Genomic DNA, 22,849 nt, shown 5'->3' with positions numbered 1-22,849 from the left:
GAGATTTTTTTTCAATAAGTCGATTAAAACTGTTAAAAAATCGACGAAATGCATACCTATTTGATAAAACATAGGAAGAATTCGTATGAAAGCAATTTTTTTAAAAAGATTACCTTTACATTATATAAAAAAGTATTTTTAGAAAAAATTTTACAGATGAACCTTAGTTATTGGGAACTCAAAAATTGGTTTACAAATGTCGATTTCACGATTGTCGGTAGCGGAATTGTTGCTCTTCATTGTGGCTTGGTGCTGCGCGAAAAATTCCCTAACAGCAAAATCCTGATACTCGAAAAAGGAATGCTGCCACAAGGTGCAAGTACCAAAAATGCCGGATTTGCCTGCTTTGGAAGTATTTCCGAAATAATAGATGATTTAAAATCCCACAGCGAAGAAGAGGTTGTTCAGCTCATTCAAAAACGCTGGAACGGTTTGCAACTTTTGCGAAAAAACCTTGGTGATGAAACCATAGATTTCAAGCCTTATGGCGGTTATGAATTGTTCCTGAAGAATGATGAAAGCACTTATAATGAATGCCTGCAAAAACTTCCCTTCATTAATGATTTGCTAAAACCTCTTTTTAGGAATGATGTTTTCGCCAAGGAAGTAGACCGTTTTGCCTTTCAGGGAATACAGGATTATGTGGTTTTTAATCCGTTTGAAGCGCAGATTGATACTGGGAAAATGATGAACGCACTTTTGCAAAAAGCAATAGCGAATGATATTTTAATCCTAAACCAAATTGAAGTTACCGCATATCAGGAAAAAAATGAAGGCGTAGAAGTTGTGTTATCAGATTTTAGTTTTTTTACCAAAAAATTATTATTTGCAACCAATGGTTTTGCGGGCGAGCTTACACATAATCAGGTGAAGCCAGCAAGAGCTCAGGTTTTGATCACAGAACCTATTCCGAATTTAGACATCAAAGGAACGTTTCATCTCGATAAAGGCTATTATTATTTTAGGAACATTGACAACAGGATACTTTTTGGTGGTGGAAGAAACCTGGCATTTGAAACCGAAACAACTACAGAACTTGGGCAGACAGAATTAATACAAAATCGTTTGGAGCAATTGCTAAAAGAAGTAATTTTACCAAACACCGATTTTACGATTGCGCATCGCTGGAGTGGCATTATGGGATTGGGTTCAACCAAAAAACCAATTGTAGAGCAATTGTCAGAACACGTTTTCTGCGGTGTTCGTTTGGGAGGAATGGGAGTTGCAATCGGGAGTTTGATAGGTCAGGAATTAGCAGATTTAGTTCAATAATATGATAAGAAAAATTTTTCGCTGGATTTGGAAAGCCATGCTTTGGTTCTTCGGGCTTTCGATTTTATCTGTAATTATATTCAAATGGGTTCCGATTCCGTTTACGCCATTAATGGTTACCCGGATTATCGAATTCAAGCTTGATAACAAAGGCGATGCAACCTTCAGCCACAAATGGGTTCCGTTGGAAAAAATCTCGCCAAATCTTCAAAAGGCAGTAATTGCCAGCGAAGACGGCAATTTTTTAAAACACAATGGCTTCGATTTTAAAGCGATGCAAAAAGCCTTCAAGAGTAATAGCAAAGGAAAAAGACTTAAAGGCGGAAGTACCATTTCGCAGCAAACGGCCAAAAATGTTTTTCTTTGGCAGGGACGAAGTTACGTCCGTAAAGGGCTTGAGGCTTATTTCACAGTTTTGATTGAATTGATTTGGGGTAAGGAACGCATTATGGAAGTCTACCTGAACAGCATTGAAATGGGCAATGGCGTTTATGGCGCTCAGGAAGCAGCACGTCATTGGTACACCAAAACCGCAATCGATTTAAACCCAAGGGAAGCTGCCGGAATTGCGGCTATTTTACCCAATCCAAGGAAATTCAAAGCGTCCAATTCTTCTTCCTATATCAATAATAGAAAAGACAAAATTGTACGCATCATGAGGCATCTTGGTAAGATTGAATACTAATGCGATATAGTTTCCTTTTATTTGTTCTACTTCCGGTTCTTGGCTGGACACAGGAAAATTCAAAATTTGAATTGGGATTGCAATTGGATAATGATTCCTTTGCTTCGGCCTACAATGATTTTTATTATACCAACGGAATTTTTGTGTTTGCCAATTATGTTTCGAAAAAATCTACCGCAGGACAAAAAATAATCCATGGATTAAAAATCGGACAGCAGATTTATAATCCAAGGAATATGAAATCCCCTTTTCCGGAGGACCACAACAGGCCTTACGCAGGCTATCTGTTTGCAGAATACAATACCAGTAAAATGTTTCAGTCGAATAGTGTTTTGGGAATGTCATTCCGATTGGGAATAGTCGGGCCAGATTCGAAAGCAGAAGATTTTCAAAGATGGATGCACAATGCTTTTGGATTCGGGCATATCATTGGTTGGGAACAACAAATCCATAATCTTGTGGCTGTTCAGGTTGGTTTGAACTATTCCAAACCTATTTTCGCAACCGATAAAATGGATCTCCATTTTAATGGACAGGCAGAAGCCGGAACTGCTTTTTCGTCAGCAGCCATTGGAACTCTTTGCCGGATTAGTTTGTCAAAATCAGTGACGCCCATGCAGCAATCCAGTTTTTATAACGGACTCGGAACGGCAAAAAAGGAATTCTATTTTTATATCTTACCAAAACTGAACCTACAGTTTTATGACGCTACCATACAGGGAAGTTTGTTTAACCATGATAGCCCGGTAACATTCAACCTGAATCCGTTGCGTTTTAAAGGAGAAACCGGATTGAAATTCAAATACAGCCATTACAATCTTTCGTGTGCCTTCAATTATATTACCGAAGAAATCAAAAATAATTCGGCTACGGGTTATTATTACGGATCGTTAATTGGGTCGTACGCTTTCTAAATAAAAAAGCTTCACAAGTAAGCTTTTCAAAGCTTAAGCACATTTCAAGTAATTACTTAAATATTAACATATTATTACTAATAAAGTGAAATAAGCTAGAATATGGTTTTATGTAACTTTTTTGGAATAACTTTACTAATAACTAAATTTAAAAACAACAAAAATGCAAGCACATGAAATAGATTTCCATATTTATGGTGAAGAAATGCAATACGTAGAAATCGAACTGGATCCTCAGGAGATAGTCGTTGCCGAAGCCGGAAGCTTTATGATGATGGATAACGGCATTAAAATGGAGACCATTTTTGGCGATGGTTCGCAGCAACAATCGGGTTTATTTGATAAACTGCTTTCTGCCGGAAAAAGGGTTTTGACCGGAGAAAGCCTTTTCATGACCGCATACATCAACCAAAATTCAGGAAAAAGCAAGGTTTGTTTCGCTTCACCTTATCCGGGAAAAATTGTGGCTATTGATTTGACGCAGTTCGGGGGCAAATTCATTTGTCAAAAAGATTCATTTCTCTGTGCGGCCAAAGGTGTGGCTGTCGGAATCGAATTCTCCAAAAAACTGGGAAGGGGCTTATTTGGTGGTGAAGGTTTTATCATGCAAAAATTGGAAGGTGACGGCATGGCTTTCGTCCATTCTGGCGGGACATTGGCAAAAAAGGAATTGGCTTCAGGGGAAATCCTGAAAGTTGATACGGGTTGCATTGTCGGATTTACCAAAGATGTTGATTATGACATTGAATTTATTGGAGGAATAAAGAATTCCATATTTGGAGGCGAAGGATTGTTCTATGCAACACTTCGCGGACCAGGAACTGTATATGTCCAGTCACTTCCATTCAGCCGTTTGGCAGACCGAATCATTGCTGCTGCCCCACGAAGCGGAGGAAGCGGCCGTGAAGAAGGAAGCCTTCTCGGCGGATTGGGAAGAATGATAGATGGAGATAACGGATTTTAAAAAAGAAAAGCGGCCTAAGCCGCTTTTTTTATATCATAAAATTAATTCCAAGAATGATGTTCCTTCCGATATTCGGGATTCCATCCGATTTCAAACGCGATAAATGCGAAACATAGGTTTTGTCTAGCACATTATTGGCGTTGAGGTTAAAATTGAAAGTGGCTTTGCTGATACTGATTTTTCCGCCCAAGCCTAAGTTTATCAGTGTATAATCATTGGTTCGGGTTTCAAACTCGCTATTGTTATTCTGCGCAAAAGTGCTTTCGATGTTAAGTGTTGCAAATCCTTCTTGCCACCAGTTTTTGACATTAAACTCACCACGGAAATTGTTGTTCCATTTGTTGGCCGGAATCAAAGGCAGGTTGTCGCCATTGTCTTTTTTGCCAATAACCGTTTCAAAGCTGCTGGTAAAATGCAGCCAATCCAAAGGATGCGGATGGAAATGGATTCCGGCTTCGCCGCCATATAATTTGGCATTCGCCTGAACATAATCATAAACATTGTTTCCGTCAATTACGTTTCCGTTTGGCGAAATAAAAATGTAATTGTTGATGTGGTTGTAAAATCCGTTGGCAAACAATTCAAAATGTGAGCTTTTGTATTCGAGGTTCAAATCGGTCTGCAGGTTTTGTTCGTTGTCAAGTGACGAATTCCCAATTTCGTACCGATTGCTGCCTTCGTGTACACCATTTGAGGTCAGTTCGGCCAAATTTGGAGCACGGAAACCCGAAGCAATATTCAAACGCAAGGTAAAATCTTCCGCCAGATTGGTTTTGTATCCCAAAGACGCATTGAAACTGTCAAAACTTTTGTCGATTGGCGCGAAGTAACCTTCATTTCCTTGAATTCCGTGGGCTTCACTGCTCACTTGTCTATTGTCAAAACGAAGTCCGGCCTGCAAAACATTCTTTCCAAATTCATAGTTAGCTGTTCCGAAAATTCCAAAATCAGTAGTTTCCGCATCTGGAATTAAAAGTTCTTCTCCCGAATTTGTATTGGTTTGATGCATTCCCTGAACACCAACAATGGTCTCTACTTTTCCTAATTTGGGCAAATAATATTTCAAATCGTAGTTCAACGTCCGCAATTTCATGTGCAAAGAAGCCACATTGCTGTCTTCAAATTCGCTTCGGTCATTAAAGATATAACCCAAATCTGCATCCAATTTTGAATTTCTGAAATAAAAATTATTATGCAAACTCAAAATGTGGTTGTCAACTGCCTGCTTTGGATAAATAGTGGAATGGCTTGTCGATTGTTCACTAATTCCGTCTTCGGGAATCCCCAAATCGAGCTTATTGAAATTATACCGCAGCACACTTGAAAACTTCGAATTGCTGTAACCAATTCCGGTTTTAAAATCGGTTTCGTTGTAACGCGTATTGGTTACCCTGTCACCATTCGGAATTGTATAATCTGCATGTGTGTTATAACTTCCACGTGCTAAGAATTTCCAGTTTTCTGTTGAAGTTTTCAAACCCAGGGAAGTGTTGCTGCCAAGCGTATTCGAAAATACACGCCCACTAAAATCAGCTTTAAACTCCTTTGGATTGGCAAATTTTTCAGGATTGAAATACAAAACACCGCCTAAAGCATCTGAACCGTAAAGCAGCGAAGCAGGGCCTTTTATAACTTCAACGCTTTCAACGCCGGCATCGTTTAAACCCAAGCCGTGTTCTTCACCAAACTGCTGGTTTTCCAAACGAACGCCTTGCGAATACACCAAAACACGATTACCACTCAACCCTCTAATGACCGGTTTTCCGATGGATGTTCCTGTTGAAACCTGCGAAACTCCAGGGATTTTTGCAAGGCCTTCAATGAGTGTTGCGGTTCCTTTTTGCTGTAGTGATTTTACACTTTCGTGCTCGACTTTCATTACGTTTTGCGATTGTAATTTGTTGAAAGCCGTTGAAACAATCACTTCATCCATGTGGATGATGTTTTCTTCCAAAGAGATGTTTTGTGTAATTTCCTTTTCGGAAATATTTACAGTCAGTATTTGTGTGGCATAACCAACTAACGAATAAACAATCTTAAATGAGCCGTTTGGCAGATTGTTTAAAACATAATTTCCATCAGTATCGGAAATGGTTTCCTTATGGATTTCCGGAACGGAAACAATAACATTGGACAATGCCTTATTGTCCTTGTCGGAAATGGTTCCACCGATTTTGTTTTGTGCCGAGGCAACAAACGCAAACCCTATAAATAAGGCCATGTATATAGATTTCATAAAATATTTTTATTGATAAATGAATAATTTACCGAAGCGATTCGGTTTAGAATTTCCGTTTATGCAATAAAAATTGGAGGAGCGCGCAGCGCAAAAAGGCTTCCCCTAAATGATTGGGTTATTTCCTTGGAATAGTAAGCCGAATATTTGGTAACAACCTGAATTTTTGGAACCGTAAAGGTTATTTTTGAGGGAGAAATAAAACTGCTGAATGCGAATTCACAAGTGAAACAATGGTCAAAGCCTTCATGGGCATGATTGATTTCGGTTTGGCTGTGATTGTATTTGTGGTTGCAGTGCTTTTCTGAAAATTGTTTCTCTAAGTGGCTCATGGCGTCAAATGATTGGAATAGTATTGCGAACAATACGACCAATCCCATGATGGAGTTTAGTATGAGAAACCTTTTTTTCATCAATGCAAATGTAAGCCTGGCAAAAGAAAAACCGTTTGATTTTAACAAATTTTATGATTTGCAAAACCAAACGATTCCTTTATTTGTCATTCCCGCGAAGGCGGGAATCTATACTAATTTGTTCGCTACCAAATACTCAGCAATCTGAATGGTATTGGTTGCAGCACCTTTCCTTAAGTTGTCCGAAACAATCCACATGTTTATGGTGTTTGGCTGGCTTTCGTCGCGACGGATCCTTCCAACAAAAACATCATCTTTTCCTTGTGCAAACAAAGGCATCGGATAAGTATAGGTATCGGTATTGTCCTGAACGGTTACGCCGTCTGTGTGGTGTAAAATGTTGCGGACCTCATTCACATCAAAATCGTTTGAAAACTCAACATTTACCGCTTCACTATGACCACCAACAACAGGAATCCTGATGGCTGTTGCTGTAACAGCGATAGATTTGTCGCCAATGATTTTTTGGGTTTCGCGAACCAATTTCATTTCTTCCTTGGTGTATCCGTTGTCTTCAAAAACGTCACATTGTGGAATGGCATTTCTATGAATTTGATATTTGTATGCCATTTCACCCTGTACGCCAGCATATTCATTTTCCAATTGTTGGACAGCTTTTACGCCGGTTCCTGTAATGGATTGGTAGGTGGAAACGATGACGCGTTTGATGTTGTATTTTTTGTGCAATGGCGCTAAAACCATAACCATTTGAATAGTCGAACAGTTTGGATTGGCGATAATTTTGTCTTCTCTGGTCAATTCGGAAGCATTGATTTCAGGAACTACCAATTTTTTTGTTGGATCCATTCTCCACGCTGAAGAATTATCGATAACTGTTGTTCCAGCTTCAGCAAATTTAGGAGCCCAGTCTAATGAGGTTTGTCCTCCTGCAGAAAACAAGGCGATATCCGCTTTCATATCTACTGCAGTTTGTAAGTCAACTACTTTATATTTTTTTCCTTTGAATTCGATTTCCTTACCCACAGATCTTTCAGAAGCAACAGGAATCAATTCTGTTACAGGAAAATTCCTTTCGGCTAAAACTTTAAGCATTACTTCGCCAACCATTCCGGTTGCACCAACAACAGCAACTTTCATATTTATATTTTTTATCGATTTATAATTTTGGAAGTACAAAAGTATGTAGAAAAATATTTTAAATTTTAAATTTTGAATTTTAAATGATAACCTGATTCAAAATAAATTCTTTATATCGGAAGGAAGCAAAACGTGAATTTTAGCCCCGATGGGAGCAAGCTACCATGTAGCGCGGACAGCGGGACGGCACTTGTTAAAATAAGGTAAACGTGTGCTGCTAAATAAAAAGAAAAACCGCCTCAGTTAGGAAGCGGTTTGGTTAAGAATATATAATGTAGCGGTATTATTTTTTCAGTAAATCACGGATTTGAGTCAGTAATTCTTCCTGGCTTGGTCCTGATGGAGCCGGAGCCGGTTCTGGTTTTTTCATTTTGTTCATTGCTTTGATGATCATGAACATTACGAAGGCAACGATAATGAAATCAATACATGCTGTTAAGAACAAGCCCCATTCGATGGCAGCTTCAGGCGTAGTGACGGCTCCTGCGGCGTCCTTGACTTCGGGTGTAATGACATACTTTTTGTCGGCGAGGTTAATGCCTCCCATTAAAAGTCCGATTACCGGAGCGAACATTTTTTCAACAAAAGCGGAAACCACTTTGCTAAACGCTGCTCCCATTACGAATGCAATAGCCATATCGACCAGGTTGCCCTTCATTGCAAACTCTTTAAACTCTGATAACATTCCCATAACTATGTTGGTTTTATTGGTTAATTAAGTCTAAATTATACAAAATTTTAACACATTTTGAATAAATTTAAAATTATTCCCTAAAAAATACTCTCTTAACCCTTTGAGAAATGCTGGTTAGGATTTCATAGGGAATGGTATTCAGCTGTTTAGCCATAAAATTGACTGTTGGATTTTCGCCAAAAATAATTACGGTATTGCCTTCCTTGCAGTCGATTTCGGTTACATCAACCATCAGCATGTCCATACAGACGCTGCCTACAATTTTGGCTGGTTTGCCATTAATGACTACATAACCAAGGCTGTTTCCCCAACTTCTGCTGATGCCATCGGCATAACCAATTGGAATGGTCGCAATTTTGGTTGTGTGGCTTGCCATAAACCTTCTGCCATAACCTACGCTTTCACCGGCATCAATTGTCCTGATTTGAGAGATAACTGATTTCAGCGTTCCTACTATCTGAAGTTCCTTTTGCTCTTCGTAATCGTTGGAAATTCCGTATAACCCAATGCCCAAACGTACCATCTCGTATTGCGCTTCACCATAATTGGTAATTCCTGATGTATTTAAAATATGACGTATTGGTTTGATGTTGAGTTCGTTCATCAGCCTTGATGACAATTTTTCGAATAAGGCAATCTGCTCTTTTGCAAATGCATCGTGTTTCAAATCGTCGCTGGTTGCCATGTGTGACAAAATGCTTTTGATCTGAACAGTTTCGTTTCCTTTGAGGATTTGGATTAAATCGCTCAAATTCTCTTCTTCAAATCCCAGACGGTGCATTCCGGTGTCGATTTTGATGTGAATTGGAAAGTGTTTTAATTTTTTCTGGTCGGCAATTTTTAAAAAGGCTTTTAATCCTTTGACAGAATAAATTTCGGGCTCCAAATGATGCTGGATGATGGCAGAAAAGCTCGTCGTTTCGGGATTCAGGACCATTATCGGAACCTTGATTCCGGCATTTTTCAGAGAAATTCCTTCATCGGCGAAAGCCACGCCAAGATAATCAACCTTGTGGTGTTCCAATAATTTGGCAATTTCAAAACCGCCGTTTCCATAGCCAAAAGCTTTGACCATAACCATCATTTTGGTTTTAGGTTTCAGTTTTGATTTGAAGAAATTCAGGTTGTGGCTGATGGCGTTGAGATTGATTTCGAGCACCGTTTCATGGGTTTTCTCTTCGAGCATCGACACGATTTCCTCAAAATGGAAATCACGTGCGCCTTTGATTAATATGGTTTCGTTTTCAAAATTCAGATTGTCAAAAGCTTTTGAAAATTCGGCAACATCCTTAAACGTAATACTGTTAATGAACTTGTTTTTGTATTGTGAAATGGTTTCACCAATGCCAATGACACGCGTAATCTTATTCGAAATAATCAATTGGGAAACCTGCGAGTACAATTCGTCATTGCTCAATCCGCTTTGGAAAATATCCGACAAAATCAGCGTTTTCTTTTTCTGGTGTTTTTGATTTTCAAGGAAATCGAGTGCAATTTTCAAGGACTGGAAATCGGAACTGTAACTATCGTCAATGATAGTGCAGTTGTTAATTCCGTTTTTCAATTTCAAACGCATTTCCACAGGATACAATTGCGCCATCCTGGTTTGGATGATTTCGTGGTTGTACCCAAAATAAAGCATTACCATCATGCAGTGGATTGCATTCTCCACAGAAGCCTGGTCCTGGAATGGAATCCGGATTGGAAAGGTATCTTCGCGGTAAGTGACATGCAATTCCGTTAGTTCGTCTGTATTTTTTTTGGTGATGTAAACGTCGGCACTTTTATCATCGGAGCACCAACTGAAGACTTTTATTTTTGGATTGATAAAAGCATTAATGGTCTTGTTCTTTTGTAAAATCAGGACATTGACATTGATAAAAAGCTTTAGTTTTTCCTTTATTTTTTCGGCAACGCTCGAAAATCCTTCATCGTGGGCCGAACCGATATTGGACAAAATCCCAATCGTTGGCTGGATGATTTTCTGGAGTTTTTCCATTTCATGTGTCTGCGAAATCCCGGCCTCAAAAATCCCAAGGTTGTGCTTTTCGTTGATTCCTAAAATGGAGAGTGGCACACCAACCTGCGAGTTGTAACTTTTTGGGCTTCGGATGATGTTGAAATCGGGGCTCAAAAGAAAGTTCAGCCATTCCTTGATGATGGTTTTTCCGTTGCTTCCGGTAATCCCGATTACGGGAAATTCAAACTGGCTGCGGTAAAATGCGGCAAATTTCTGGAAAGCGTCGAGCGTATTATCCACAAACAAAAAGTTAGCTTTGTCTGCCAAGCCTTCAGGAATTGTAGTGACAACAAAATGCAGAACGCCTTTGCGGATAAGTTCTTCAATATATAAATGGCCATCGTGATTGGGTCCGGAAATTGCAAAAAACAAGGTATTTGCATCGTTTTGCAACGAACGGCTGTCAATGGAAATGGAATCGATTATCGTAGTGTCATCATTCCCAAACCATTTGGCTTTGATAATGGGAACAATATTTTTGATTTGTAGTTTCAATGTGGTTGGGGATTATTACTGCGTCAGTTCGCTGCGCTCGGGTCATTCTCTTTAGACAAATGCTCAGGGTCATTTACAATCATGTTTTGGCGCATCGCATTAAAATAGGCAGCGCGGCTCAGCGGTTCGTATTCTTCGGTTTCGCCAAGCATGACCAGCTTGTCATTGTCGTTTTTCCTAAAGCTATAATGGGCTAAATTTCCGGTTCGGGTACAAACAGCGTGCACTTTGGTTACATATTCGGCTGTTGCCATCAATGCGGGCATGGGCCCAAACGGATTTCCTTTAAAATCCATGTCCAGTCCTGCTACGATTACCCGGATTCCTGAATTGGCCAAATCATTGCAGACTGCCACAATCTCGTCATCAAAGAACTGTGCTTCGTCAATGCCAACAACATCACAACCCTGAGCCAGAATCCTAATGTTGGCTGCAGCAGGAACCGGCGTTGAACGGATTTCGTTTTTATTGTGCGAAACCACCATCTCCTCGTCGTAACGGGTATCGATGGAAGGCTTGAAAATTTCCACTTTCTGTTTGGCAAACTGAGCCCTTTTCAACCTGCGGATGAGCTCTTCGGTTTTACCCGAAAACATCGAACCGCAGATGACTTCAATCCATCCAAATTGTTCTTTATGATTTACTGTATTTTCGAGAAACATTTTGTATTTTTCCTGCGCTAAAAATGAATAGTTTTTATTACTTTGTAACAGAAACAAAAATATTAAAAAAGACGACCTTATTCCATAATATTTCCAAACTTATGAAAAAAAGATTAGAAGCCGAGTTAATAAGCATTGCGCACCGAATTTTAAAACTCAAGAACAAGTCGGAAGTTGACCAATTGTATAAAGAAACCCAAAAGTTATACGAGACGCTTGCTGTTTTAAAGTTTTATCAGGACAATTTTGAATCGGTAAAATCGGAAGTTGAGGAAGAAGTTTTGGAAGAAAAACTTGAGCAATTTGGCAAAGCTACGGCTGTACCACAACCAGAAGTTAAGGAAGATATTGTTGAAGCTGTAGCCGATGCAGAACCTGAGGAAGAGGAAACCAAAGAAACAGAACCAGAAGCAGCGCCTGAAGAAGTGGTACAACCCGAAGCTGAAGAGGAAGTTGCAGCAGCATTGACAGAAGAAGACATGGTTTCGGAAGAGCCTGAAGAAGAAAATGAAGAAGCTTTGGATGAGGAACCAGAATTGGAAGAAAAGGAAGAAGCTGTAGTTGAAGATAAGCCAGCTTTCCAACCCATCTTTGAATTGGAAGCGGATGATGAGGAAGAAGAAGAGGAAATTGTTGCAGCTGACTCGAGCGATAGCGAACAGGCGAAGCAAACTTCATTTGAAACCCAGCCTGAGGAAAAACTCGAAGACCACATTGGAAAGTATGCCGATCCCGTTTTCGTAAAACCTGATGAGGTTTCATTATTCCCTTCGGATAAAGAAGAAAAAATTGAAGAAAAGGAAGAGCCTAAAAAGGAAGCCGAAACAAGCGAAGCTAAACCCGCAGCTACAAATGATACCCACTCCAAAACCATCGCTATAGGATTGAACGACCGGATTGGCTTTGTACAGCATCTTTTCAACGACAGCAATGAAGATTTTAACCGTGTGATTTCGCAATTGAACACCTTTGATACGTTTGCAGAAGCCAAAAACTTTATCAATGAAATGGTCATTCCTGATTATGGCTATTGGGTTGGTGAAGAAGATTACATGGAACGGTTCATGGCAATTGTGGAGCAAAAATTCCAGTAAATGTCCAAACTTTACATAGTCCCAACGCCGATTGGCAATCTTGATGATATGACTTTCAGGGCGATAAAAGTCCTGAAGGAAGTCGATTTGATTTTGGCCGAAGACACGCGGACGAGCGGCAAACTCCTGAAACATTTTGAGATTGCAACGCACATGCACAGCCATCACATGCACAACGAACACAAAACCGTTGAGAATTTAATTAAGCGCATGCAGGCTGGCGAAAACATTGCGCTGATTTCCGACGCCGGAACTCCGGCTATTTCCGACCCTGGATTTTTACTGACACGTGCCTGTGTTGAAAATAATATTGAAGTCGATTGTTTACCTGGTGCCACCGCATTTGTGCCGGCTTTGGTGAATAGCGGTTTACCTAATGACCGATTTGTTTTTGAAGGTTTTCTGCCCGAAAAAAAAGGAAGGCAGACCCGATATTTGGCTCTAGCCGATGAAAACCGAACCATGATTTTTTATGTTTCGCCACACAAACTCCTAAAAACCTTGGCCGAATTTGTACAGTATTTTGGTGCCGAAAGACAAGTCTCTGTTTCACGCGAATTATCCAAACTGCACGAAGAAACCATACGCGGAACTACAGAACAAGTCTTGAAACATTTCGAAGCAAAGCCTCCAAAAGGTGAGATTGTGGCAGTGGTTGCAGGGAAAATTTTAGAAACAAGAAACAAGAAGCAAGAAACAAGAGAAGAATAGTTTCTTTTCTTTCAGCGAAGCGGTCTTGCATCTTTCAACGAAGTGGTCTTGTTTCTATTCTACTTCCAAGTCCACAAACGAAAACGAATTTCCACTAAACAAACCTTTGTCAGACAATTTCAAATCCGGGATAACCAACAACGCCATAAACGAAAGGGTCATAAACGGCGCTTTTAGGTTGCTGCCTAATTGTTTGGACATCGCATCAATTTCCTGATACAATTTTCCGGTTTCCCAGCCATCTTTGTCGCTCATGATTCCGGCTACAGGTAAGGCTAACGATTTACTTTTATTACCATTTACGGCACAAACGCCACCATTATTTTCGATTATGATGTTTACGGCATTACAAATTTCCTCGTCAGAAGTACCAACCACAACAATATTGTGGCAGTCATGCGCTACAGAACTGGCAATGGCGCCTTTTTTCAATCCAAAGTTTTTAATAAACGCAATTGCTGGTTTAGCATCCTGATATCGATTCACAACCGCCATTTTCAGGATGTCATTTTCAATGTCTGAAACCATTTTGCCGTCTTGGATTTTTGTTTTGTGATGGATTTCGTTGGTAATCAACTGGCCTTCCAAAGCCTCAATAACCCGGATTTTATCGGCTGAGCCAGAAATTTCAAAATCTTTGATTTCCTTTTTAGATGTATTGAAATTATTCGGTTTTTCGAAGTCAACATGTTTTACAAATGAATGACCGTTATCGGCAACAAGTTCTCCGTTGATATACGTTTGCAGCACTTTGAAATTGGTTAAATCTTCCACTACAATAAAATCGGCAGCATCATTTTCCTGCAATAATCCAACAGTCATATTGTAATGTTTCACCGGATTAATACACGCCATCTGCAGGATTTTGAAAACATCAAAACCTTTGGCAACAGCTCTTTGGCAAAGCAGGTTGATATGCCCGACAATCAAATCGTCAGGGTGTTTGTCATCGGAACAGAACATCATATTTTGGTAATTATCCGGCAATAAATCAATCAGCGCTTCAAAATTTTTGGCCGCACTTCCTTCACGGACAAGGACTTTCATCCCCAATGATAATTTTTCGGCAGCTTCATCATAAGTGAAACATTCGTGGTCGGTTGAGATTCCGGCAGCAATGTATTTTTTTACAGGTTCGCCACGCAAGCCAGGAGCATGGCCATCAACGGGTTTGTTGTAATGTTTGGCCCAGGCAATCTTTTTCAAAACTTCTGCATCATCAAATAAAACTCCGGGATAATTCATCATTTCCGACAAATAATAAATATCGGGTGAAGCCATCAATTCCTTGATTTGCTCCGAATCAATCACTGCTCCGGCTGTTTCAAAAAACGTTGCAGGAACGCAGGAAGGCGCACCAAAATGAAACTTCAACGGGACTTTTTTGCCGTTTTCAATCATATAATGCACACCGTCTTTTCCCAGCACATTGGCAATTTCGTGCGGATCGGAAATCGTTCCGACGGTTCCGTGAAGCACTGCCAATTTTGCAAATTCAGAAGGCACCAGCATCGAACTTTCAATGTGGATGTGGGCATCAACAAATCCTGGAAGAATAAAGGTTTTAACATTGTGTTCTTTTTCGGTTATGGAAGTGATTTTACCATTTTCGACAGTAATTTCACCCGAATATATCCTGCGGTTGGGGATGTCTACAATCTGACCTTGAATTTGCATTTTTATGAAATTTAGAATTTCAAATGTAAATAATAAATACACAAAAACTGCATTACGATTCATAGTCTTTCATGTATTTTTGTTGAACATCATTCCTAACTCATAACTCAATAAATGCGCTGGACACTCAAACCAAAACCTTCCCACGAAAAAGTAAAAGCTTTAGCAGCCGGACTCAAAGTCAGTGAGCTGATAGCTACGCTTTTGGTGCAAAGAGGCATTGAGACGTTTGAACAGGCACGGCAATTTTTCCGTCCAGGGTTGGAAGATTTGCATGATCCCTATTTGATGAAAGACATGGATAAAGCTGTTTCACGGATTGAAAAAGCCATTTCAAAAGGTGAAAATATTTTGGTTTTTGGCGATTATGATGTTGATGGAACTACGGCAGTTTCGCTGATGTCGGGTTATCTTCGGAGTTATTATGAAAATGTGGCGACTTACATTCCCGATCGTTATGATGAAGGTTACGGAATATCGTATAAAGGAATCGACTTTGCCGATGATAACGGATTTACACTGATTATTGCCTTGGATTGTGGCATCAAATCGATAGACCATATCGCTTACGCGAAAGATAAAGGCATTGATTTTATCATCTGTGACCATCACAGACCTGGCGATAAACTGCCCCAAGCTGTTGCAATCCTCGACCCAAAACGTGAAGATTGCTCGTATCCTTATGATGAATTGTGTGGTTGTGGTGTTGGTTTCAAATTGGTTCAGGCATTGGCACAAAACAGGGACCAGACGATTGACGATTTGGTTCCGTACCTCGATTTGGTTGCCACAGCAATTGGCGCAGACATTGTTCCGATAACAGGAGAAAATAGGGTTTTGGCCAAATTTGGATTAGAGGTTATCAATACTTTTCCGCGTCCGGGAATCAAGGCACTCATTCAAAATCTGAAAAAGAAAACATTAACCATAACCGACGTTGTTTTCATCATTGCACCTCGAATCAATGCAGCCGGAAGAATCAAACACGGAAATGCAGCAGTAGCTTTGTTGACCGAATTCGATTTGGATCAGGCCGAAATTTTTGCAGCCGAAATTGAACAACACAACGCAGACCGAAAAGATTTAGATAAACAAATAACCCATGAAGCACTTGAACAAATTGAGAAAAATAATGAGCAACAGGGCTTTGCTACTGTTGTTTATAACGAAAACTGGCATAAAGGTGTTATTGGTATTGTGGCTTCTCGACTGACGGAAACCTATTATCGCCCAACGATAGTTTTTACCAAAAGCGGAGATAAACTGGCAGCTTCGGCTCGTTCTGTAAAGGATTTTGACATTTATAACGCGCTTGAGAATTCTTCAGAATATTTGGAGCAATTTGGGGGCCATATGTATGCAGCCGGAATGACGCTGAAGGAAGAAAATTATTTGGCGTTTAAGGAAGCTTTTCAAAAAGAAGTCGAAAAAACAATCCATCCCGATTTGCTGATTCCCGAGATTTCCATTGACGCCGAAATTGATTTAAACGATATCAACGATAAATTAGTGCGTTTGTTAAACCAGTTTGAGCCTTTTGGCCCACAAAATATGTCTCCGGTTTTTTTGACCAAAAATGTAAAGGATACGGGTTACGCCAAAGCAATAGGTACGGATGAAGAGCATTTAAAACTTTTTGTAAAACAAAACGATAGTGAAGGATTTGGCGCTATTGGTTTCGGACTTGGAAATAAATTAAACGAGATCAAAAACCAAAAGCCGGTTGATGTTGTTTACCATATTGATGAAAATGAATTTAATGGAAATGTAACGGTGCAGCTACGTTTAAAGGATTTGAGGTAATTAATATTCCTTCAATTCAAATTTTTCCCCATCAAAAACACCATAGGTAAAATAGCCAATCCAGTCGCCAAGGTTGACATATTCAGAGTTTTCCCCAACTTTGATGATCATTGGCAGATGGCGATGTCCAAAAACAAGATAGTCGTAATGTTTGGTCTCGAGTTTACGTTTCGAATATTGCACCAGCCATTCCTTTTCCTCGCCAAGGAATTTCACGTCGGAATCACCTGAAATCAGTTTGTTTTTTACCGATAGATGTTGTGCCAGCCTTACACCAATATCCGGATGCAGCCAGCGATAAAGCCATTTGGAAAACGGATTGGTAAACACTTTTTTCATCCGTTTGTACCCTTTGTCTCCAGGACCTTTTCCATCTCCGTGGCCAATAAGGAAAGCTTTTCCGTTGAATTCATATTCCTGATTGTCGTGATAAACCGAGATGTTCAATTCCTTTTCAAAATAATCGCTCATCCATAAATCGTGGTTTCCGACAAAGAAATAAATTGGAATTCCGCTGTCGCGGATTTCGGCCAATTTGCCCAAAACCCTAACGAAACCTTTGGGTACAACGGTTTTGTATTCAAACCAAAAATCAAATAAATCGCCCAAAAGGAAAATGCATTCAGCATCTTTCTTTACTTCGTCAAGCCAGGCGACAAATTTCTGTTCACGCGGAAAACTGGCTTCGGGCGTTGGGGCACCAAAGTGTTGATCGGAAGCAAAATATATTTTTTTGTTGGGAGAAATAGTCATCAAAAGTTGAGGTTATTCGTTATCTGAGGCATACCATTCGGCAAACGAGGTTTCCGTTTCCTGCAATTTCAGCGAATGTAATTTTATGTTCGAAGGCAGGCGGTTTTTTATTTTTTGGGCAAAATCAGTAACCATGTTTTCACTTGTCGGCTGATAATCGACCAAAATCACATGATGCCCACGGCTTTTTAATTCCGCAGCCAGTTCAACATGCGGCGTATTTTTATTGAAGACCGTAGCATGGTCAAATTTGTCTACAACTTCCTCTTTGACAATTTTTTTCAAATCAGAAAAATCAATTACCATCCCAAATTTCACATTGGAAGTATCTGAAATCGGTTGCCCGATGACCGTCACTGAAAGTTTATAACTGTGCCCGTGTACATTTTTGCATTTGCCGTCATAGCCATAAAGAGCATGTCCGGTTTCGAAAGAAAATTGTTTGGTAATCCTGATGTTACTCATCCTTATGAATTTAATTGCAAAGGTAATTACTTTTTAAATTGGCTTAACGCTTCTTTGGTAAAATCGGAAAGCACCAGTTTTCCTGAAATTGCAGCTCTTTCATAGAGTAGTTTGTCCCAGTTTTCTGTTCCTTCCCAAAATACTTTTTTCATTGCTGCCAATGCTTCCGGATTGTAGGATGCCAGTCTTTCGGCTTCGTGGTTGACAGCATTATTGACCTCCGCCATGCTATCAAAAAGATCGGCATACAATCCTTTGGCTACAGCCCAATCTGCCGTTTGCCATATTGTTGGCTGCAAGGTCATTTCGGCCATGGCGGTTTTGCCAATTTTTCGTGAAACAGCTGGTTCAATCACAAAAGGTCCAATACCAATGGCAATTTCGGATAATTTTACCGAAGCATCCTGATAAGCAAAAACAATATCACATGCCGAAATTAGGCCAACACCACCGCCAACAGCTTTTCCCTGGACTCTTCCAATGATTATTTTAGAACATTTACGCATGGCATTGATTACATCGGCAAAGCCAGAAAAGAATTTTTTACCGCTGGCTAAAGTCTTTATCGAAAGTAATTCGTCAAAGGAAGCTCCGGCACAAAAAGTCGTTCCTTCACTTTGCAGAACCACTACATTTACTTCAGGGTTTTTAGAAATGGCATTCAATTCCTTGGTTAATTTCTGCAATAAATCACTCGGGAATGAATTGCTCGCAGGATGACTGAAAGTGATGGTAGCAATTTTGTCCTGAATGATTATGGCAATGTTGCCTTGCTCTGAAGTTGTCATGATATTTTTATTGGTAGTACAAATTTACAGAAAAAAAAGAAGGCTGCCTTTCGGGCAACCTTTGAAATTTTTATTTTCCGATTACGGATTCTGTTCAAATGTTTGATTTTCGTTTTTATCTGCAGCTCTCGCATTTAATGACAGATTATCCGCATTGACGATCATTGCTACAAAACTAATGTTCTCCGGATTGGTAAAATTAGCTGGTATTGGGAACGTAAAGGATTTAGTAATGGTTTGTCCCGCTGTTGTGCTTTCAGTAATTGGATCGCCCAGCAAATCGGTGATTTCTTTTCTAAGCACGTGATTGTGCTCATAATTCGGAACCGGATTGACGTTTCCATAATACGAAGTATAATTTACCTGGTTTTTGATTAAGTGGTTTTCAAGAGCGTAAACCACCAACTTTAAACCAGTATAATTTTGGGCAAATTTCATGCTTACATCAAGGTTTACCGTTCCGCTAACAATGCTTGATGATATCGCAAGTCCCAATCCGGCATTGTTTCCCGTCAAAGCTTTCGCCTGTGCCAGATTGGATGGTTCAGGAGAAGTCCATACGATAGTCCTGTTTAATCGGGATTGTGGTAATTCTAAGTCGGCTCCAGGCATAATCAAATCTTTCAAAGGCTGGATGTTTGCAAAATGATAAGGATCATTACCATTGTGGATTGCAATTGTAACCACTTTGTCGGATTGCGCATTCATCTGATCAATGGCGTAGGCAACACGGGTACAGTTTCCGCACCAGGTTCCGGTATAATCTTCAATTAAGACACGCTTCTTGAAATAGCCTGAAACAGGAGGTGCTGTTTCGGTATCTTCGGGAACATTTTCAATTACTTTCGTATCGCTGCAAGAGTAAATAGCGATTAAGGTTAAAAGAGAAAGGAGGACTTTTATTCTTTTCATTACAATTATGTGTTTAAGGATTAGCAAAATAAATGAAAAAATTTTAATCTTAAACTTATTATTTCTTTATTTGTACAAACAAACTAAACTAAACATGAAGAACCTACTTATTGCACTAATTTTCCTTACAGGAATTTCTGCCTTTTCTCAAAAAAAGATGCCAAATGTTTCATTGTCAGACATTGACGGGCAAAAAAAATCCGTCACTACAGATTTTATGGAAAAGGATAAAATCTACATTTTTTCGTTTTGGGCAACCTGGTGCACGCCGTGCATTGCCGAACTTGATGAAATGAACGACATGCAGGAAGATTGGAAAAAAACACTTCCAATTGAAATCGTTGCTGTTGCAACTGATGATTCGAGGACACAAAAACGTATCAAACCATTGGTAAACGGAAAAGGCTGGGAATACAAAATTTTATTGGACAACAACCAGGAGCTGAAAAGAGCTTTGGGCATCGTTAATATTCCGTATACCGTCGTAGTAAAAAATGGCGTTATCGTACATATCCAGAATGGTTATGTTCCGGGAAGTGAAAGCGAATTGTTTGAAAAACTTAAGACGCTTTAAACGATGAGAAAAATTATCTTATTAGGACTATTAACCCTTTCTGCCGGAGCTTTTGCTCAGGAACAAGAAAAAAAAGAAAAAGATAATGGTACTGTTTCAGGCGGATTTGAATCCAATGCACAATGGTATCTAAACGACACCGGATTACTGGATGAGTTTTATAATCCTGTAGTTCATCCCGAACATCCAATTCGATCCAACAACTACTTATTTGTCAATTACAAAATAAAGAACTGGACGTTTGGAATACAGGGAGAAGCGTATGCACAGGAAGCACTGCTGAATTACAACCCAAAATACAAAGACGCTAATGTTGCTACTTATTTTGCCCAGTTCCAAAACGAGAAAATAGACATTACTGCCGGTTATTACTACGAGCAGTTTGGAAGCGGTTTGTTGTTACGGACTTGGGAAGACAGGGCTTTGGGAATCAATAATGCGCTGAGGGGAATTCGATTCATCTATAAGCCAACCAGTTATTTTACCTTAAAAACGCTTTATGGCCAACAACGTACCGGTTTTGATGTTTCGGAAGGAAAAATTTATGGTACTGATGCCGAGTTGGCACTGTCTGATATCTTTAAGTTTGAAAAAGACGAATTGACTATTGGGCTTACTTATGTAGGAAGGGATGAAGAAACCGATGTAGCTAATCCGAAGTTCAATGATCTGACGAATGCTTTTGCAGGAAGACTGAACTTTACCCACAATTCCTTCTATTTTTCAACCGAATTTGATTACAAATCGAAAGATGCGGTTGTTCAGGTTAGGAATCAAATTGATAACAACCTGATAAAACCGGGAAATGCCTTGTTGCTGAATTTGGGATATTCCAAAAAAGGTTTTGGGATTGACGGTACTTTCAGGAGATTGGAAAATATGAGTTTCTATTCAGAAAGGATTGCCAAAGGAAATCAGTACAATGATTTAATCATGAATTATGTTCCGAGTTTGACCAAACAGCATCATTACAACCTGGCAAATATTTATGTATACCAGGCACAGCCCAACGTAATCCTTAATGACGTGAATTTGGTTAAAGCCGGAGAAATTGGTGGTCAGATAGATTTGTTCTACAACTTTAAAAAAGGAAGTTCTTTAGGAGGAAAATATGGTACCAAGGTTGCGCTAAATTATTCTGAATACCATGGTTTGGGAGGTGAATTCTATATTTTCGCACCTCAGGATTATCACACCGATTTCATAGGTTTTGGTAAAAAATATTTTTCGGATGCCAATATAGAAATTTCAAAAAAATGGAATGAGAAATGGCAAACGGGCTTTAGTTTCATCCATCAGTATTACAATAAAAAATACATCGAAGAAACCTATGGTGAAGTCAACACGAACATATTAGGAGCAGAAACTACTTATAAATTCAGCGAAAGTAAATCGATGCGCGTGCAGGGAGAACATCTTTGGGCTGATAGCGATAAGAAAAATTGGGCAGCTTTATTGGCTGAATTTAATTTTGGGACAAAATATACGGTCTATGTTTCCGATATGTACAATTATGGGAATGACGATGAAAAATTACGCCATCATTATTATAACATTGGTAACTCTTATCGTTATAAATCAACACGTATCGCATTGTCTTATGGAAGGCAAAGAGGAGGTTTGGTTTGTGTAGGCGGAGTTTGCCGTTATGTTCCTGAAAGTACCGGAGTTTCACTTTCACTGAACACCAGTTTTTAATCGACATTATATAAAATAAAAAATCCCCATCAATTTGATGGGGATTTTTTATTTATGTAATTCGTCACTTCGAGTATTTTTTGAAACGGTTCTCGATACATCCCAATAAATTGGTATACTCGAACTGACGTTTCAAAAATGTATCGAGAAGTTACTTCTTGATAATTTTTAAGGCTGCCTTTTTGCCTTCCTCAGTTGTGAAATTCACAATGTAAACAGCAGCATTTAAATTGGATACATCAAGATAGTTATATCCAGAGATGTAATTTAGCGATGAAATCATTCTTCCGTTTACATCATAAAGTTCAGCAGTTCCATTTGCATTCGCATCAAACTCAAGTTGAGATTTTACCAATGTCGATTTAACATTGATGCCTGCATTTGCAAGTGCGTTAGTCTGAACTCCTAAAACAGCATATCTATAGGTAAAAGTAATTGAGTTACCAATTTCAGCACCGAAAGAGTTTACCATATAAAATTTCAAAACATACTCCACATTCCCGCTTCCTGTACCAGGATTAGCGTTAATAAAGTGATCGAAATTTCCGTTTTGTCCGTTGGCCGGAATAATTGAACTACCACTTGCAGGATAAGCATTACCTACCGTAAGCGTTCCAACACAAATTGGATCAATACAAAACTGAAGATTGTTCCCATCAGCATTTACCATGCTGATAAGCCTCATTTTTACATTGATGTTGCTCGCTGAGCTGTTGTAAATTTTCAGCCCCAGATAAGCAGGGTCAGAACTTGCAGCTTCCTCAGCATTTCCAAGGGTGTTAAAGGTTAAGACATCTCCATTCAAAATAGGAGTTCCATCAAGTTTTTTCATTGTCAATTGTGAAAATGACAAAACTGAATAAAAACAAGCGATGACAACAAGTATTTTTTTCATAATGTTTAAATATTGTAGATTATTAA

21 protein-coding genes are annotated in these 22,849 nt (G+C 39.3%); 9 read left to right on the top strand and 12 right to left on the bottom strand.

What is annotated here, in order from left to right; translation table 11 throughout:
• Positions 1–156: 156 nt before the first annotated feature.
• The 4 genes from L1S31_RS03190 (at position 157) to L1S31_RS03175 (ending at position 3,835) form a co-directional block, all read left to right on the top strand.
• Positions 157–1,272: an NAD(P)/FAD-dependent oxidoreductase gene (locus L1S31_RS03190; RefSeq protein ID WP_236462030.1), complete on the top strand. Its 1,116-nt coding sequence runs from the start codon at positions 157–159 to the stop codon at positions 1,270–1,272.
• Between the two features lies 1 nt (position 1,273).
• Positions 1,274–1,957 carry a monofunctional biosynthetic peptidoglycan transglycosylase gene (mtgA, locus tag L1S31_RS03185; protein WP_236462028.1) on the top strand — a complete coding sequence of 228 codons (684 nt, stop codon included), beginning with the start codon at positions 1,274–1,276 and terminating at the stop codon, positions 1,955–1,957.
• On the top strand, positions 1,957–2,871 hold the full coding sequence (locus tag L1S31_RS03180; RefSeq protein ID WP_236462025.1) for a lipid A deacylase LpxR family protein: 915 nt from the start codon (positions 1,957–1,959) through the stop codon (positions 2,869–2,871). The genes mtgA and L1S31_RS03180 overlap by 1 nt, the downstream gene beginning before the upstream one ends.
• Positions 2,872–3,034: 163 nt before the next feature.
• Entirely contained in the window at positions 3,035–3,835 is an 801-nt protein-coding gene (locus L1S31_RS03175) for a TIGR00266 family protein (RefSeq protein ID WP_236462022.1), read from the top strand.
• A gap of 28 nt (positions 3,836–3,863) precedes the next feature.
• Here the strand turns inward: L1S31_RS03175 and L1S31_RS03170 are convergent, their stop codons facing one another.
• The 6 genes from L1S31_RS03170 to L1S31_RS03145 form a co-directional block, all read right to left on the bottom strand.
• The gene (locus L1S31_RS03170) at positions 3,864–6,071 is read right to left on the bottom strand and encodes a TonB-dependent receptor (protein WP_236462020.1); all 2,208 of its coding nucleotides are present in this window, start codon (positions 6,069–6,071) and stop codon (positions 3,864–3,866) included.
• 59 nt (positions 6,072–6,130) lie between these two features.
• Positions 6,131–6,484 carry a hypothetical protein gene (locus L1S31_RS03165; protein ID WP_236462017.1) on the bottom strand — a complete coding sequence of 118 codons (354 nt, stop codon included), beginning with the start codon at positions 6,482–6,484 and terminating at the stop codon, positions 6,131–6,133.
• Between the two features lie 108 nt (positions 6,485–6,592).
• Positions 6,593–7,582, bottom strand: coding sequence for an aspartate-semialdehyde dehydrogenase (locus L1S31_RS03160; RefSeq protein WP_236462013.1), 990 nt, complete (start codon positions 7,580–7,582; stop codon positions 6,593–6,595).
• A gap of 283 nt (positions 7,583–7,865) precedes the next feature.
• Positions 7,866–8,267, bottom strand: coding sequence for a large conductance mechanosensitive channel protein MscL (mscL, locus tag L1S31_RS03155; RefSeq protein ID WP_370637868.1), 402 nt, complete (start codon positions 8,265–8,267; stop codon positions 7,866–7,868).
• Between the two features lie 79 nt (positions 8,268–8,346).
• The gene (locus tag L1S31_RS03150; protein WP_236462006.1) at positions 8,347–10,791 is read right to left on the bottom strand and encodes a bifunctional UDP-N-acetylmuramoyl-tripeptide:D-alanyl-D-alanine ligase/alanine racemase; all 2,445 of its coding nucleotides are present in this window, start codon (positions 10,789–10,791) and stop codon (positions 8,347–8,349) included.
• A 23-nt stretch (positions 10,792–10,814) separates the two neighbouring features.
• A complete protein-coding gene (locus L1S31_RS03145; RefSeq protein ID WP_236462004.1) occupies positions 10,815–11,453 on the bottom strand; it encodes a thymidine kinase in 639 nt (212 codons plus the stop codon).
• A 101-nt stretch (positions 11,454–11,554) separates the two neighbouring features.
• Between L1S31_RS03145 and L1S31_RS03140 the strand changes: the two genes are divergently transcribed.
• Both L1S31_RS03140 and rsmI read left to right on the top strand, forming a co-directional pair.
• Positions 11,555–12,547 (top strand): DUF8457 domain-containing protein, encoded by a 993-nt coding sequence (locus tag L1S31_RS03140; RefSeq protein WP_236462002.1) that lies wholly within the window; start codon positions 11,555–11,557, stop codon positions 12,545–12,547.
• Complete coding sequence (rsmI, locus tag L1S31_RS03135; RefSeq protein ID WP_236461999.1) at positions 12,548–13,258, top strand: 16S rRNA (cytidine(1402)-2'-O)-methyltransferase; 711 nt, start codon at positions 12,548–12,550, stop codon at positions 13,256–13,258.
• Between the two features lie 54 nt (positions 13,259–13,312).
• Here rsmI and ade read toward each other — a convergent pair whose 3' ends face one another.
• The gene (gene ade, locus L1S31_RS03130; protein ID WP_236461995.1) at positions 13,313–14,935 is read right to left on the bottom strand and encodes an adenine deaminase; all 1,623 of its coding nucleotides are present in this window, start codon (positions 14,933–14,935) and stop codon (positions 13,313–13,315) included.
• A 114-nt stretch (positions 14,936–15,049) separates the two neighbouring features.
• Here ade and recJ point away from each other — a divergent pair, with 114 nt between their 5' ends.
• A complete protein-coding gene (gene recJ, locus L1S31_RS03125) occupies positions 15,050–16,738 on the top strand; it encodes a single-stranded-DNA-specific exonuclease RecJ (RefSeq protein WP_236461994.1) in 1,689 nt (562 codons plus the stop codon).
• Here recJ and L1S31_RS03120 read toward each other — a convergent pair whose 3' ends face one another.
• The 4 genes from L1S31_RS03120 to L1S31_RS03105 all read right to left on the bottom strand — a co-directional run bounded on the left by L1S31_RS03120 (position 16,739) and on the right by L1S31_RS03105 (position 19,656).
• Positions 16,739–17,491 (bottom strand): UDP-2,3-diacylglucosamine diphosphatase, encoded by a 753-nt coding sequence (locus L1S31_RS03120; RefSeq protein ID WP_236461991.1) that lies wholly within the window; start codon positions 17,489–17,491, stop codon positions 16,739–16,741.
• Positions 17,492–17,503: 12 nt separating this feature from the next.
• Positions 17,504–17,956 carry a 6-carboxytetrahydropterin synthase QueD gene (gene queD, locus L1S31_RS03115; protein ID WP_236461988.1) on the bottom strand — a complete coding sequence of 151 codons (453 nt, stop codon included), beginning with the start codon at positions 17,954–17,956 and terminating at the stop codon, positions 17,504–17,506.
• A 26-nt stretch (positions 17,957–17,982) separates the two neighbouring features.
• A complete protein-coding gene (locus L1S31_RS03110; RefSeq protein ID WP_236461985.1) occupies positions 17,983–18,744 on the bottom strand; it encodes an enoyl-CoA hydratase/isomerase family protein in 762 nt (253 codons plus the stop codon).
• 81 nt (positions 18,745–18,825) lie between these two features.
• On the bottom strand, positions 18,826–19,656 hold the full coding sequence (locus L1S31_RS03105) for an Omp28-related outer membrane protein (RefSeq protein ID WP_236461982.1): 831 nt from the start codon (positions 19,654–19,656) through the stop codon (positions 18,826–18,828).
• A gap of 94 nt (positions 19,657–19,750) precedes the next feature.
• Here L1S31_RS03105 and L1S31_RS03100 point away from each other — a divergent pair, with 94 nt between their 5' ends.
• Positions 19,751–20,230, top strand: a complete 480-nt coding sequence (locus tag L1S31_RS03100) for a TlpA family protein disulfide reductase (RefSeq protein WP_236461980.1) — start codon at positions 19,751–19,753, stop codon at positions 20,228–20,230.
• Positions 20,231–20,233: 3 nt separating this feature from the next.
• Positions 20,234–21,928 (top strand): DUF6029 family protein, encoded by a 1,695-nt coding sequence (locus L1S31_RS03095; RefSeq protein ID WP_236461975.1) that lies wholly within the window; start codon positions 20,234–20,236, stop codon positions 21,926–21,928.
• Positions 21,929–22,079: 151 nt separating this feature from the next.
• Here the strand turns inward: L1S31_RS03095 and L1S31_RS03090 are convergent, their stop codons facing one another.
• Positions 22,080–22,823 (bottom strand): T9SS type A sorting domain-containing protein, encoded by a 744-nt coding sequence (locus L1S31_RS03090; protein WP_236461973.1) that lies wholly within the window; start codon positions 22,821–22,823, stop codon positions 22,080–22,082.
• Positions 22,824–22,849: the final 26 nt, after the last annotated feature.

Source organism: Flavobacterium wongokense, assembly GCF_021608265.1.
In the GTDB taxonomy this organism is placed as follows: domain Bacteria; phylum Bacteroidota; class Bacteroidia; order Flavobacteriales; family Flavobacteriaceae; genus Flavobacterium; species Flavobacterium wongokense.
The sequence above is the reverse complement of the archived record's forward strand: the minus strand, read 5'-3'. Positions and strand labels throughout refer to the sequence as shown.

Coding starts and splice junctions, on each gene's coding strand:
- L1S31_RS03190 (WP_236462030.1), top strand. CDS start 157: ATGAACCTTAGTTATTGGGAACTCAAAAATTGGTTTACAAATGTCGAT.
- mtgA (WP_236462028.1), top strand. CDS start 1,274: ATGATAAGAAAAATTTTTCGCTGGATTTGGAAAGCCATGCTTTGGTTC.
- L1S31_RS03180 (WP_236462025.1), top strand. CDS start 1,957: ATGCGATATAGTTTCCTTTTATTTGTTCTACTTCCGGTTCTTGGCTGG.
- L1S31_RS03175 (WP_236462022.1), top strand. CDS start 3,035: ATGCAAGCACATGAAATAGATTTCCATATTTATGGTGAAGAAATGCAA.
- L1S31_RS03170 (WP_236462020.1), bottom strand. CDS start 6,071: ATGAAATCTATATACATGGCCTTATTTATAGGGTTTGCGTTTGTTGCC.
- L1S31_RS03165 (WP_236462017.1), bottom strand. CDS start 6,484: ATGAAAAAAAGGTTTCTCATACTAAACTCCATCATGGGATTGGTCGTA.
- L1S31_RS03160 (WP_236462013.1), bottom strand. CDS start 7,582: ATGAAAGTTGCTGTTGTTGGTGCAACCGGAATGGTTGGCGAAGTAATG.
- mscL (WP_370637868.1), bottom strand. CDS start 8,267: ATGTTATCAGAGTTTAAAGAGTTTGCAATGAAGGGCAACCTGGTCGAT.
- L1S31_RS03145 (WP_236462004.1), bottom strand. CDS start 11,453: ATGTTTCTCGAAAATACAGTAAATCATAAAGAACAATTTGGATGGATT.
- L1S31_RS03140 (WP_236462002.1), top strand. CDS start 11,555: ATGAAAAAAAGATTAGAAGCCGAGTTAATAAGCATTGCGCACCGAATT.
- rsmI (WP_236461999.1), top strand. CDS start 12,548: ATGTCCAAACTTTACATAGTCCCAACGCCGATTGGCAATCTTGATGAT.
- ade (WP_236461995.1), bottom strand. CDS start 14,935: ATGCAAATTCAAGGTCAGATTGTAGACATCCCCAACCGCAGGATATAT.
- recJ (WP_236461994.1), top strand. CDS start 15,050: ATGCGCTGGACACTCAAACCAAAACCTTCCCACGAAAAAGTAAAAGCT.
- L1S31_RS03120 (WP_236461991.1), bottom strand. CDS start 17,491: ATGACTATTTCTCCCAACAAAAAAATATATTTTGCTTCCGATCAACAC.
- queD (WP_236461988.1), bottom strand. CDS start 17,956: ATGAGTAACATCAGGATTACCAAACAATTTTCTTTCGAAACCGGACAT.
- L1S31_RS03110 (WP_236461985.1), bottom strand. CDS start 18,744: ATGACAACTTCAGAGCAAGGCAACATTGCCATAATCATTCAGGACAAA.
- L1S31_RS03105 (WP_236461982.1), bottom strand. CDS start 19,656: ATGAAAAGAATAAAAGTCCTCCTTTCTCTTTTAACCTTAATCGCTATT.
- L1S31_RS03100 (WP_236461980.1), top strand. CDS start 19,751: ATGAAGAACCTACTTATTGCACTAATTTTCCTTACAGGAATTTCTGCC.
- L1S31_RS03095 (WP_236461975.1), top strand. CDS start 20,234: ATGAGAAAAATTATCTTATTAGGACTATTAACCCTTTCTGCCGGAGCT.
- L1S31_RS03090 (WP_236461973.1), bottom strand. CDS start 22,823: ATGAAAAAAATACTTGTTGTCATCGCTTGTTTTTATTCAGTTTTGTCA.